The organism is Marinobacter sp. bablab_jr008, from assembly GCF_016464145.1.
In the GTDB taxonomy this organism is placed as follows: Bacteria; Pseudomonadota; Gammaproteobacteria; order Pseudomonadales; family Oleiphilaceae; genus Marinobacter; species Marinobacter nauticus.
In genome coordinates, this window is the sequence record NZ_JACDWW010000059.1 from 200288 (window position 1) to 213381 (window position 13094).

A 13094-nucleotide genomic window follows, 5' to 3' on the forward strand; every position below is an offset into this window, starting at 1 on the left:
GCCATAGCTTAGGGATTCAGGCTGAAAGATCAACGGTTGTTTTGTGGCGGCGCCAAGTGGTTTCAGTTTTCCAGCGTCCGAACCAGCGGCTGCTCTGTCAGGCCCCGCACACGAATCTGCTGCCAGCCCCGGGGTTCAACGGCCAGCACCACGCAGGGCGAGGTAATCACCTGGGCCACCATCATGTCCGGCGCCGGTTCATTCACCCGCATGTCGAGCACCAGACTCTCGCCTTGCGCCAGCGCAGACTGGAGCCCGACGCTGTAACCGGCGGTTGGTTTCTGGCCGAGCGTGACCATCACCAGTGCCTCCCGGGCCAGATCAACCTTGCGCACCACATCCGTGGCCATATTCTGGCCACTGACATCCAGGAGTGCTTCGCGACCGGCCTCCGAACGCACAAACGCCACCCCCGGCCCCGTCAGGCCGCAATAAGCGGACTGGGTAATCTGCCGCACCATGACACCCTCACCCTCGCCGGGACCGCCCGTGGCGCTGCACGCCGCCAGAAACAGCATCGCAGCGGAGGTGATAAATGATCGAACCAGAGTCCTGTTCATTGAACTGCTTTTGCTCCGTCGTTGGTCGAGGGCGCCCGGTCAGGCTCCAGTAATCTGTAACCTTTAAACCCGGGCCTGGGAAGGATATCAGGGTTGGAGGTAGAAATGGTTGGACGCGAGAAACTGGTGGTCATGCGGATATCAGACAGGCTTTGGCCGTCTTCTATGGTGATCACTTCTCGCAAGCCTGAAACAGGATACTCCGCACAGGCTTCACCCGCCTGACAAATCAATCCATCTCCATCTAGATCTGTTCCAGCAACCAGAAAGTACTCACCAGGGGTAACTTCAGAAAGCCGTCTCGGTTCTTCTCCATCGTCCGGCTCAAACCTGAAGCGATACTGACCGTTCTCGACATCTGCAACGACCTGAGACTGCGCAAGATAAAAGCCGCCATCAGTCGGCTCTTTGCTTACAAGCAAGACGAAATGTCGCCCGGCATCTCGAGCACGCTCATCGCTGAGCAGCTGCCCGATGACGGGGATGCTCAATGTGTTCGGGGATAGATCGACCTCGTATGCAATATCAACGACCCCTCTGGCTGGCTCATCGGGGTCCAGGAGATCTGGTTTGAGTGTCAGCATTAATTCCAGATCACCACTTTCTGCACTCCCGGATAGTTCAGCGCCCAGCCATTCCGGCTGACTCGCGACCATTTCGGCGGAAACCGAGGCGTCTCCGAATTTCTGAATCTCAACCAACTGTGTTGATATACCTTCATTGCTAAGGCTAACCACGGCGGGTGAAGCAGAAAGGACAGTGACAGGTTCACCGTCGATAGCCTTGGCCACAGCTTTGCCTGCATCGATAATCCCCCACCCCAGGCGATCAGTTCTGCCATCCTGAGGCTGTGTTAGCAGTCCCGATTCTAACCACCCCCTAACGGTTACTGTGTTCAGGTTCGGCATTTCCGACTTCATCAAGGCCAAAACACCAGCTACATGCGGCGATGCCATGGAGGTGCCCTGCAGCCCACGATAACCCGGCACAGAAACACTTCCACGACGCTCTCCGCTGGTCGACCAGACCACGTCGGCCAGGCCATCAAGATTGCCATCCCGGCTCGCATCGCCCCCAGGAGCCGCAAGGTCAATCCAGCTACCGAAATTGGAATAAGAGGCGGGGCGGCCTCCAGCGTCAACGGCACTGACTGAAAGCACATGACTGGATGCCGCCGGATACGACGGTACTGACGTAGCCGAATTTCCGGCGGCTGCCACAAATAGCAGACCTTCACTCACTCCATATCGCAGCGCGCTTTCCAGCGCTTCGATCTGGGGCAGCCCACCCAGACTCATATTAACGACCTGAGCTTTTGGCGATCCACCGCTGGTTTCACCTGTTACCCAGCGAATCCCGGCTATGAGCTGATCCGACGTACCAACGCCACCCTCACCAAGCACACGCACCGGAACAATCTTGCTTTCAAAAGCAATTCCGCCAATCCCCTCATTGTTGAGGGCGGCCCCGATAGTGCCTGCTACGTGGGTGCCATGATAAACATCTCCGCCAACGCTACTTCCGGGATCAACCGGCTCACCACCATCGATAAAATCTCGACCTTCCGGGGCGACATTCTGCTGAAGATCCGGATGCCAATGACCTTCACTGTCTTGCAGAAGGCCGCTATCCAACACAGCAACGTGAACGGGCGTCAAGCCAGCGTTACCGATCTGCCAGGCGATCGGCGCATTAACGAGGTCGTAGTGCCAGTTCAGGGAATAATCTGGTTCATCAATCGGCGTAGCCTGGGTGCGAAAGAAATAATTAGGAACCACCGACTTGTATTCCGGCCGCTTTCTCAGCTCTCTGATCCATTCAAGCGTGATCTGTTGGCCAGCAATCCCACTATTTGCCGCTGATGAAGTCGCCACTACAGGCATTGATACCAGCCAGTCCGCACCGCCCAAATGCCGCCCTGAGACTCCAGCATTTACGGCGAAACTACTGGTCTTTCCCTCCGCCATGGAGACCAACGCCTCGCCCTGAACAAAGTCATAGTCAGGCCAATCAAAATTCAGTTGTGTTGCGGTTCCGACGGAGTTCTTGGATATAACGTAACGGGCAGGCCCACTACCGAGAGTACGCACTGTCAGGCTGTATTCCCCTTCCGCTTCATCCCCCAACTCGACAACAACACGAGACCCGGCACTTCCAGTCTCCGCGCTATCGACTATTCTTCCGTTATCCGTCAGTTCAATCCTTAGTGCCGGATTACCTGCCCGACTACCAAAAGCCTCGAGTACAATCGCCTGGCCTTTTGCCATAGGCACGTTGTAGAGGTCCTCAGCATCGCTCTCGTAGCTAAAAATAACGCCTTGATCCGTGAGCGTCGGATAGCTCCCACCACTGCCTGCCAGGTAACCGGCCAGCACAAAGTTGTCCGGCAGTCCCAGTGAAACGGTCGCAGGTCTCGCCCCATCCAGCCCCAACTGGTCCATCGTGTCCTGATCAACCCGGCTGTTGGCTTCAATACTGATAACCCCGGAAAGCGGACTGGGCGGCGCTATCGGTGCAACGGCATCGGAACCGCCCGAACCACCGCCACAACCGGTGAGCAATGCCATCCCTGGCACCACAACAAAAGCAAGAATCGACAATCTCACGGCGTCTCTCTTATTCTTTGTTGAAACTGTTCACAGAGTATACGGCCAGACATCCCTGATCGACCTGTGTCAGACCTTCACGGGCCCCATGAAAAAACCCGCGGGCCTTGGCATCGCGGGTTCTTTCATAGTACTTCGCTTCTCCTGGCCTTACAAAGCGTAGAAAAGCATGGGCACAAAGGCCACCAGCAGAAGCGTGGGAATCATCACAACCAGCGGCAGCAACAATCTCTCATAGCGGTGCCAGAAGGTGCCGGTACGTTCCGCTGCCAGCACTTCGGTTTCACCCACCACCTGCCGGGTCAGCAGGTGATTCAGGGCAACCGGCGGGCTGAGATAGCCAAGTTCAAATGCCACCAGGCAGACGATCCAGAAATGCAGTGGATCAATGCCAATCTGTAGGGCCGGTTGGGCAATAGTGGCGGAAACCAGTATGACGGCACCGAACGGATCCATCACCATCCCGATCACCGTCAGCATGACCACGATTACCAGCATGGCAATCCAGGGGCTGGTCAGATCCTCCGGGAACAGGGCATGAACAATATCAGAACGCTCAAGAATACCGCCCAGGCAAATCGAGAAACCAATCAGCGCCAGTAGTGCGCCAATGTGCACAGCCGAATCGCTGGCAGCCGCTGTGCTTCGGGAGAAAAACGCACTGGTACGGCTCTGGCCTTCGTCACGGCTATTCCGGCCGGCGTCCAGGGCAACCAGCGCCAGCATTACCAGCGGCAAAATCAAAGGCGCACTGTACTCGTTGAATTGAAGCCCCAGGATCGCCCAGATGGCCAGGATCACTGCCGTTGCCGTCAGTGCATAAGGCAACAACGGTCGCAGCTCCATGACGGCCGCGCGGAATGCACCCGGGGCCGGCCTTGGTCTCCAGTTGCCTTCGGTCTTACACACCACAAAGGAGAACAGGGTGGCCGACATGATGAACACCCAGAACCCCCATCCATACATTTCGGTGGTGGTCACTTCCTTGTTCAGTGCGGCAACCACCACAATCAGCAGGCAGGGATTGAGCACCACCCCAAGGCTGCCCGACATGGCGGTCGTGGCCAGTGACAATTGACGCCCTGCCCCGGCCCGCCGAAGCTCGTCGTAGACAACCCCGCCCACGGCCAGAATGAAAATGCCGGAGGCTCCGGTAAATGCTGTCGGGAAGGCAGTGGCAAAGATGATTACCGAAGCCAGCAAGGGTGCAGGCAGATTGAAGGGCTTCACCAAGTTCAGCAACAGCTCTGGAACCCGGGTCTGTTTGAGCATCATGCCCACCAGCACGTACAGTCCGATGTTGATGAACATGGAGGACAGGTTCGACATCATGCCGAAGTAGATTGCCAGCCCGGAGGAGTAGCCATCCACAAAGAAAAAATAGCTCATGGCAATGAAGCCCATGGTGCAATACAGCGGCACCACAAGGCCGGAAGCCAGCGCCAGACTGCCCGCCCTCATTCGCTCCGGCACATAGACGAAGCGAAAAGCATTGATGATCATGAACAGCCCGAACACGCCTGCCCAGGCGTACTGCAGGACAATGTTCGCCTCAGACCCCGGAGACTGAGCCAGCCGGCCCATGTAAGCGTTCAATGACAGCACCATCAGGCCGTTGATGACGAACTGCACGCCCTGGCTTAAACGCCACTCCGCCCGATTGCGGGGCAGACGCAAAGCAATGTGGTCGGCATCCATTGCGGCAATGGCGGCAGCCAGAGCAAACATGCCGATAAACAGGAACTTAGTCAGGTCTATGTTATCGAGCAGGAAGTCGGCCAAACCCTGCTCTACAGCCTTGTAGACACCGAGCGCCCAGGTGGCGTGTTTCTGGTTTTCGGCAAACTGCAGGTGGCGCTGCTCACACAGCGCCAGGTTACTCTGCAGGGACTGCCGGATAGCCTGGGGATCCGGCGGCGAACTGAACAGGTCGTCCGGGTCTGGCTTATAGGCCTGGACCCGTCGCTCTACCTCTTTATCAATGTCCATGAAAAGGTTGCAGGTAGGCTCTGTTGCATCCGGATTGAGCAGGTAATAGTTAGGCCATACCTGCTCGCCGACCCATAGCAACCGGGAGTGGAGCGAGTTGCCCATCCCCAGCAGCAGGGTGGCCAGAAGCAACAGCAGCAGAATCATCCCATGCAGTCTGTGCATGGGATACAACGTTCTTACGCCGGTTGCAGTCATTGCGCGCCAGTTCATGGTCAGGCTCTCCGCTTATTCCCGGTTTTCCGCTGTACACTCGGAGGCGCCGGGATTGCTGGCACATCGGATCTTGCTGAGCAGGCTCAGCATTTTCGGGTGATAAACGTTGGGAGCTCCGTCAACCCCATCGCGCATTTCCAGACGGTTCTGGCGGAACATCTCCTGGTAACCAACGATGTCCTTTTCCGGGATCCGTATCCACTGCTCGTCAGGAATCCCGTTTTCCTGGCTTTTAATCAGATTCATTGCCTGTGGGTACATGCCCCAGGCAACTTCCCGGGCCTTCTGGGCCGTGTCGTCTTCGATCACGCCATCACGGGCAATGATCTGAATGGTCAGCTGGGCAAGCGGGTAGTCGACAATGCCACCCTTGTCGCCGATCCCTTTGTACAGCTCCAGAGCCTGGTAGGCGAACGCAGGCGCATAGGCAGTATCGACCGACCCATTGTTGAACTTGCCAGCAAAGTTGGTGATATCAGAGGGAACCACCGTCGCTTTTACATAGTTCACCATGTGAATGGCGTCTTTCTGGTAGTCCAGGGTGGCAATACGCTTTCCGGCCAGTTCGCCCGCTGTATCAATGCTGCGATCATTCACAAACAGATAACCGGCACCCGCCGGTACAATGCCCAGTACCTCATAGCCACCGTCCTTCATGAGGGACGCTGCCTTGGGCTGTGCCAGGGTGGCCAGCAGGGTTTTCAGGTCGTCGTAACTTGGCAGGGCACCGACGGCACTGATGCTTCCGGTAAAACGATTGAATGGGCGAATACGGATGTCGGTCGCGGCGACGGCATCGCACTGGCCCGCGTTGAAGTCGCCAATGGCCACGCCTTCATCAGTGTAGGGCTTGAGTTGGAAATCGACCCCATGGGCTTTCATTTCCAGAGCGTAGTCCTTGACCATGTTGTAGACGTCGCCGTTAGCGCCGATGACATCAAACACACACATGGAAACCGACTGGGCAGATGCCAGTGGTGCGACAATGGCAAGAGACAAGGCTGCAAGGGATTTGCGAATCATGACGACCTCCGGGTCATTCTTGTGTTTTTGATCTTTAAGTCATAGATAACTGAAAGGCCAGCCTCAGAGCAGGCCTTCCAGATCCATGGTTTCAACGTTCTCGGTATTGCGCTCCGGACTCATCTTGCCGAAGAAGGTCCGTGGTGTGCGGTGGCCGTAGTTGGCGCTCCAGTGTTTGTCCGATGCGAACTGGACAATCCTGCGGGCCACTTCGTCCACAAGCCGATATTCTTCCCAAACCTCGATGCGCTCTTCAGCCTCTGCGAATTCCGAAATGGCCTGTGCCAGCACCTGCGGTCGCCCAAAGGTTTCCGCAGCGACTACCTGAACGGCGTAAGAGGCACGGATACCGGACTCAACACTCAGCTCTGCGCTGTTTTCCATCACCTGCCAGGGGTCTGGAGACAGGTCCGGTCGGGTGTCAGGCAACAGTAACCAGACGAGGGCGCGAACGGCGTTGGGCAAACCGCCCCATTTTTCATTATCCACGCACTGGGCGGCACGCTCGGCCTGGGGCGCAATGTTGCGAGGCACACCCGCCAGGGCGCCGGAGTTGGAGTCGTTCACAATGCCCTGCATCCCCGTTAGCAGCCCGAGCAGGAACGTGAGTTCGTCCTGATCACTGAAAAGGAACGGGCATTCCAGAGGTTCGGCTGCCGGGTCAAAATCGTAGGCGGCCATGGCACGCTTGAAGGCTTCGTAGCGGCGCTCAGCGGTGCGCGCGTAGAGTCTTTTGGAGACTTCCCGGGCATCTTTGGCGGCGGGAACATCGCCACGGTATTCCGCCCGCAGATAAGCCAGTTCAGCCTCCCAGGCCCGGTATTCCATGCAATTCGCCGCCAGCAGCATGAGCAGGGAACCGGTTGAGTCCGGTGCATCAGTGACTCTCGAAAACGAGTAAACCAGTGGATCCGTGCCCTCACCCAGCGCACAGGCCATGCCCGGATCGGACATCTGCATAACGTAGGGGGTTGCCTCGGACTCCGAGTAGTTCGACAACACGATGCCGGTGGTGGTGTAGATAGGGTTGGCAGAACATCCGGCCAGCAGCAGTACCGAACTTCCCAGCATTGCCTGGCGAACACGAGCCGAGAACCGACGCGCTTGAGAGACCATTGAGGAGATCATAATTCGACCTGTCTGACATTGTTTTTGTATGTAAGGGAGTGCGAGAAATTCTTATCACATTTAATTCTCGTCAATCCGTGAACCAGCTCCGGATACCTCTGGCCAGAGCTCGAACGAGAGCAAGAATGCGAGGAATATTGTCAGACAGAAATGGCTTTATTGCCGAAACCGACATGCCGATCAGGCCAATGGCCCGGGATGAATCGAATTATTTTATTATTTATTGATTTATAACAATGAGTTAAATATGTAGCGCATTTCGGAACAAGCGTGCCACTTTGTGACTTGTGCACATTAACATTGATCAAGACCCAGCATCGCCATCACCTGATCGGTCAGTCCATCGAGGGTCAGACCACCCCGTTCCGGGCGATACCAGGTGACCGTCCAGCTCAGGGCGCCGGTCAACATTCTTCGGGTAATGAAAGGGTCCGCTCCAAGCTGGTGTTCCTTCGACAGCTGTTGGAGCGTAGACAACCACAGGTCTTCATAGATATCCCGCAACTCCAGCACTTCAGCCTGGGAGCTTTCCGAAAGACTGCGCCACTCATACACCAACACCGCCATGGCCTCTCCGGTCTGGCCGTTAATCGACTCCAGTTCCGCCCTTATCAGCGCCCGCAGTTTTTCTCTCGCTGAATCCGCCTGGTCGGCAGCGGCCTGCATCAAGGCGGTATTCAGCCGAATGGTCTCGACCATCACCGCCTTGAGAATTTCCTCTTTGGTGCGGAAATGGTGGAACAAGCTCCCTGACTGAATACCCACAGCCGCCGCCAGATCCCGCACCGTCGTGCGCTCGTAGCCTTTATCCCTGAACAGTCTTGCTGCTTCGTTTAACAGGCGCCCGCGGGCGCTGGAGGGATCAGACACAAGTTGCTCGGCAATGAGGGATTGCAGGATTGGGTTCTGGTTCACAAAGGCCATCCGGTTGTCTTGCTGGGACTTTTTATTCTACCCGAGATTTGCCTGTTTACAAACCAAGCGCTTGCTTGGTATTGTCGTTTCGATCGTTGGATAACCTCTCGCCAGTGCGGGTATCAGAACAAGGCCAAGAACATGTCAGACGCCAACAAAACCATCCGTATCGGTTGCTCCGCCGCTTTCTGGGGCGATACCGAAACAGCCGCTGCCCAACTGGTACGCCAGGGCAATATTGATTACCTGGTCGCCGATTACCTGGCCGAGATCACCATGTCGATCATGGCCGGCCAGAAGATGAAAGACCCGACTCAGGGCTACGCCCGGGATTTTGTGCAGACGGTGATGGCGCCTCTGCTCGGCGAGATAAAGGATAAAGGCATCCGGGTTCTGGCCAATGCCGGTGGAGTAAACCCGGTGGCTTGCCGCGATGCTCTGCAGGCCCTGTGTGAAAAGGCCGGCGTCGATCTGAAGATTGCGCTGGTGCTCGGCGATGATCTGTTGATGAAAAAGAAAAAGCTGGCCGATGCCGGCATTACTGAAATGACCACCGGTCAGCCCTTCCCCGCCATGATGGTGAGCCTGAACGCCTATCTGGGTGCGCCCGGCCTGGTGGCGGCCCTGGAACAGGGTGCCGACATCATTATCACCGGCCGTGTCGCAGACAGTGCGCTGGTGCTGGCGCCGCTGGTGCATGAATTCGGCTGGCGCTGGAACGACTACGACAAACTGGCTCAGGGCAGCCTGGCCGGGCACTTGCTGGAATGCGGCGCCCAGTCTACCGGCGGTAATTTCACCGACTGGGAACAGGTGGCTGATGGCTACGCCAATATGGGTTTTCCCATCGCCGAGGTCAGCGCCTCTGGCGATTTTGTGATGACCAAACCCGAGGGCACCGGCGGCATGGTCAGCCGGGGCACTGTGGGCGAGCAACTGGTGTATGAGATTAGCGACCCACGGGCTTACCTGCTGCCAGATGTAACCTGCGATTTCACTCAGGTGACACTGGAGGAAATCGGCAAGGACCAGGTCCGGGTTTCCGGTGCCAGGGGAGTGCCGCCGACGGACAGCTACAAGGTGTCAGGCACCTGGCCAGATGGATTCAAGTGCACGGTGACGTTCCTGCTGGCCGGCCTTGATGCCCGCGCCAAAGCACAACGAGTGGCGCAAGCTATTCTGGCCAGGACGTCAGCGATGTTTGCCGAGCGCGGCCTGCCGGATTATTCCGAAACCAGTATCGAATTGCTGGGCACCGAGACTACCTATGGCCCCCATGGCAAGGGCGACCAATGCCGGGAAGTGGTGGTGAAGATTGCCACCGCCCATCCGAAGAAAGAAGCCCTGGTACTGTTTTCCAGGGAAATTGCCCAGGCCGCTACCGGTATGGCGCCTGGCATCACCGGTATTGTCGGCGGTCGGCCAACCGTGTGGCCGAAGATTCGTTTGTATTCCTGTCTGGTACCGAAATCGGAGGTGGCGGTTTCGGTGGATCTGGCAAGTGAGAAGTCTGAGGTGGAGGTAGCGACCGAAGGTGGTTTCAATCCGGGCGATCTCGCGGCTGAGCCGGAGTCCCGGATGGAGGTGGCAACGGATACCACAGTGCCGCTGCTCAAGCTGGCTTGGGCGCGGTCCGGGGATAAGGGCGATCACAGCAATATCGGGGTGATCGCGCGGGATCGAGAGTATGTTCCTTATATTGAGGCTGCGTTAACGGAACAGGCGGTGGCCGAGTGGATGGCTCATACGCTGAATCCTGAGTCCGGCAAGGTGACTCGCTGGTCTATGCCTGGGTTGCATGCGTTCAATTTCTTGCTGGAGCACAGTCTAGGTGGCGGCGGTGTGGCGTCGCTTCGGATTGATCCGCAGGGTAAGGCGTTTGCTCAGCAGTTGCTGGAGTTTCCGGTGCCTGTGCCTTCGAATCTGGTTCCTCAATGAATGTATTAACCCCGGTTCTGGGGCAAGAGCCCCGACAGGGCATTACTTCCCTGAGCTTGGGTGCAAGCGCCCCACCGGGGTACAGCCTTCCGGGACACGCCGTAAATGCGTCCGTGTAGGCTTGAGCGCAGCTTCCCTGCTGCGCACAGTCCCGGAAGGCTGTACCCCGGCGGAGCGCCCGAACGTTTTTCGTGGATTCTTTGGATTGGAATAGGGAATTTTGTATGAGTTATCAGTCTGTTCTTCGCCCGGGCTTGTTTGAAGGCCAGGTTTTTATTGTCACCGGTGGCGGTTCGGGGATTGGCCGCTGCACGGCTCACGAACTGGCGGCGCTCGGTGCCCGGGTTGCGCTGGTGGGTCGTAAGCAGGAGAAGGTAGACGCGGTTAAGGCCGAAATTGAGGAAGACGGCGGTATTGCCAGCGCCCATGCCTGCGATATTCGCGAGGAGGAGTCGGTCAAGACCACGGTGAAGGCCATTATTGAGACCCACGGCGGTCTGAACGGGGTGGTGAACAATGCCGGCGGGCAGTTTGCGTCTCCGTTAACGGGCATTAACCAGAAGGGTTGGGAAACCGTGGTGCGCACGAATCTGACCGGCGGTTTCCTGATGGCCAGGGAGGCCTATACCCAGGCCTTGAGCAAGTCCGGCGGTGCGATTGTAAATATCGTGGCAGATATGTGGGGTGGCATGCCCGGCATGGGGCACTCTGGCGCAGCCCGGGCCGGTATGGTGAATTTCACCCAGACAGCCGCGGTCGAATGGGCACCGTCCGGGGTTCGGGTGAATGCGGTGGCGCCGGGGTGGATTGCGTCCAGCGGGATGGACAACTACCCGGCCCACATGAAGTCGTGGATTCGCAGCCTGGCGGATGCGGTGCCGATCAAGCGGATGGGTACAGAATCAGAGGTGAGTTCGGCGATCTGCTTCCTGCTTAGCCCGGGGGCGGCGTTTATCAGTGGCGATTGTCTGCGGATTGACGGTGCGGCATCCCAGGGTGGGCGTGTGTGGCCGATGCCGAAGGCGGAGAATAACGAGCCCTACAACGGTTTCCATCGGGCGGTAACGCCGAAAGTGTTGAGTGACGACTAAGGATTTCCCATGCAGGTACTGGAAACAACAATAAGCCCCCAGTCCGACGAATTCCGGGCCAATGTCGAGGCCATGGAAGCGCATATCTCGACTTTCCGGGATGTGGAGCAGAAGGTTCTGGACCTGGCGGAATCGGCCCGGGAGAAGTTTACCAAGCGGGGCAAGCTGCTACCGCGGGATCGTATCAATCGGCTGCTGGATCGTGGCAGTGAGTTTCTGGAGCTGTGTTCACTGGCCGGTTACAAGATGCACGATGACAAAGACGGTTCCATGGCTGGCGGCGGTATTATTGCCGGCATAGGCAGAGTAGCCGGAGTACGCTGCCTGGTGGTCGCAAGCAACAGCGCCATCAAGGGCGGAACCATTACCCCCGCCGGTCTGGACAAGACCCTGCGCCTGCAGCAGATCGCCATGGAGAACAAGCTGCCTGTGGTGTCCTTGTCTGAATCCGGCGGCGCCAACCTTAACTATGCCACCGATATCTTCGTGCTTGGCGCCCGGGGCTTTGCGAACCAGGCCCGGATGTCTGCAGCCGGTATTCCACAGGTAACCGTCGTCCATGGCAACGCCACTGCCGGCGGGGCCTATCAGCCGGGCCTGTCGGATTACGTAATTACCGTACGCGAGCAGGCGAAGATGTTCCTGGCCGGCCCGCCGCTTTTAAAAGCCGCGACCGGTGAGGTCGCCACCGATGAGGAACTGGGTGGAGCAGAAATGCACGCCACCGTTGCCGGCACCGCCGAATACCTGGCGGAAGACGATGCTGATGGCATCCGGCAGGCCCGGGAGATTCTGGGCGCCCTGCCCTGGAACGAAAACCTGCCGCTACGCCAGGAACCACAGTGGGATGAGCCGCTGTATCCGGCGGACGAGCTGCTGGGCGTGATTCCTTCCGACGCCAAGAAGCCCTATGACGTGCGAGAGATCCTGGCCCGCATCGCCGATGGCTCCCGGTTCCTGGATTTCAAGAACGACTACGACAGTCAGACGGTGTGCGGCACCATCCGTATTCAAGGTCACAGCGTAGGCATCATCGGCAACAACGGCCCGATCACCCCTGCCGGCTCCGCCAAGGCGGCGCAGTTTATCCAGCTTTGCGATCAGGCAGGCACGCCTATCCTGTTTCTGCATAACACCACCGGATTTATGGTCGGTACCCACTCCGAACAGAACGGCATCATCAAACACGGGTCGAAGATGATTCAGGCCGTGGCCAACTGCCGGGTACCAAAACTCGCCGTGGTGGTGGGCGGTTCCTACGGCGCCGGCAACTACGCCATGTGCGGCCGGGGCCTGGACCCGAGATTTATCTTCGCCTGGCCCAACAGCCGCACCGCCGTCATGGGCCCCGCCCAGGCCGGGAAGGTGATGCGCATCGTGGCTGAAGAAAAACAACGCAAAAGTGGTATCGAGCCGGACGAAAAGACTCTGTCGTTCCTGGAACAGGCCACCGCCAAAAAGCTGGAAGACGGCTCCACCGCCCTTTACGGAACTGCCAGGCTCTGGGACGACGGCCTGATCGATCCTCGGGATACCCGCCGTGTTCTGGCCATGGTGCTTTCCGTTTGCCGTGAAGCCGAACAACGACCACTGCGACCCAACGTTTACGGCGTCGCCCGTTTCTGATT

9 protein-coding genes are annotated in these 13094 nt (G+C 57.9%); 3 read left to right on the top strand and 6 right to left on the bottom strand.

Annotation, left to right across the window (positions count from 1 at the left end; translation table 11 throughout):
• Positions 1–62: 62 nt before the first annotated feature.
• The 6 genes from JIF53_RS09515 to JIF53_RS09540 all read right to left on the bottom strand — a co-directional run bounded on the left by JIF53_RS09515 (position 63) and on the right by JIF53_RS09540 (position 8446).
• Positions 63–560 carry a protease complex subunit PrcB family protein gene (locus JIF53_RS09515; protein ID WP_199452357.1) on the bottom strand — a complete coding sequence of 166 codons (498 nt, stop codon included), beginning with the start codon at positions 558–560 and terminating at the stop codon, positions 63–65.
• Positions 557–3166, bottom strand: a complete 2610-nt coding sequence (locus JIF53_RS09520) for a S8 family serine peptidase (RefSeq protein WP_323127168.1) — start codon at positions 3164–3166, stop codon at positions 557–559. The genes JIF53_RS09515 and JIF53_RS09520 overlap by 4 nt, the downstream gene beginning before the upstream one ends.
• A gap of 150 nt (positions 3167–3316) precedes the next feature.
• Entirely contained in the window at positions 3317–5368 is a 2052-nt protein-coding gene (locus JIF53_RS09525; protein ID WP_114434156.1) for a TRAP transporter large permease subunit, read from the bottom strand.
• Between the two features lie 15 nt (positions 5369–5383).
• Positions 5384–6394, bottom strand: coding sequence for a putative solute-binding protein (locus tag JIF53_RS09530; protein WP_022991428.1), 1011 nt, complete (start codon positions 6392–6394; stop codon positions 5384–5386).
• 63 nt (positions 6395–6457) lie between these two features.
• A complete protein-coding gene (locus JIF53_RS09535; RefSeq protein ID WP_199452358.1) occupies positions 6458–7522 on the bottom strand; it encodes a hypothetical protein in 1065 nt (354 codons plus the stop codon).
• A 294-nt stretch (positions 7523–7816) separates the two neighbouring features.
• On the bottom strand, positions 7817–8446 hold the full coding sequence (locus JIF53_RS09540; protein WP_183576517.1) for a TetR/AcrR family transcriptional regulator: 630 nt from the start codon (positions 8444–8446) through the stop codon (positions 7817–7819).
• Between the two features lie 132 nt (positions 8447–8578).
• On the opposite strand from JIF53_RS09540, the gene JIF53_RS09545 reads away from it, so the two are divergent.
• The 3 genes from JIF53_RS09545 (at position 8579) to JIF53_RS09555 (ending at position 13092) form a co-directional block, all read left to right on the top strand.
• A complete protein-coding gene (locus tag JIF53_RS09545; protein ID WP_183576520.1) occupies positions 8579–10375 on the top strand; it encodes an acyclic terpene utilization AtuA family protein in 1797 nt (598 codons plus the stop codon).
• Positions 10376–10599: 224 nt separating this feature from the next.
• The gene (locus tag JIF53_RS09550; protein ID WP_199452359.1) at positions 10600–11466 is read left to right on the top strand and encodes an SDR family oxidoreductase; all 867 of its coding nucleotides are present in this window, start codon (positions 10600–10602) and stop codon (positions 11464–11466) included.
• Between the two features lie 9 nt (positions 11467–11475).
• Entirely contained in the window at positions 11476–13092 is a 1617-nt protein-coding gene (locus tag JIF53_RS09555) for an acyl-CoA carboxylase subunit beta (RefSeq protein ID WP_014422172.1), read from the top strand.
• Positions 13093–13094 lie beyond the last annotated feature (2 nt).

Excerpts from the sequence above, each read along its gene's own strand:
- JIF53_RS09515 (WP_199452357.1), bottom strand. The coding sequence starts at position 560 with ATGAACAGGACTCTGGTTCGATCATTTATCACCTCCGCTGCGATGCTG.
- JIF53_RS09525 (WP_114434156.1), bottom strand. The coding sequence starts at position 5,368 with ATGAACTGGCGCGCAATGACTGCAACCGGCGTAAGAACGTTGTATCCC.
- JIF53_RS09530 (WP_022991428.1), bottom strand. The coding sequence starts at position 6,394 with ATGATTCGCAAATCCCTTGCAGCCTTGTCTCTTGCCATTGTCGCACCA.
- JIF53_RS09535 (WP_199452358.1), bottom strand. The coding sequence starts at position 7,522 with ATGATCTCCTCAATGGTCTCTCAAGCGCGTCGGTTCTCGGCTCGTGTT.
- JIF53_RS09540 (WP_183576517.1), bottom strand. The coding sequence starts at position 8,446 with ATGGCCTTTGTGAACCAGAACCCAATCCTGCAATCCCTCATTGCCGAG.
- JIF53_RS09545 (WP_183576520.1), top strand. The coding sequence starts at position 8,579 with ATGTCAGACGCCAACAAAACCATCCGTATCGGTTGCTCCGCCGCTTTC.
- JIF53_RS09550 (WP_199452359.1), top strand. The coding sequence starts at position 10,600 with ATGAGTTATCAGTCTGTTCTTCGCCCGGGCTTGTTTGAAGGCCAGGTT.
- JIF53_RS09555 (WP_014422172.1), top strand. The coding sequence starts at position 11,476 with ATGCAGGTACTGGAAACAACAATAAGCCCCCAGTCCGACGAATTCCGG.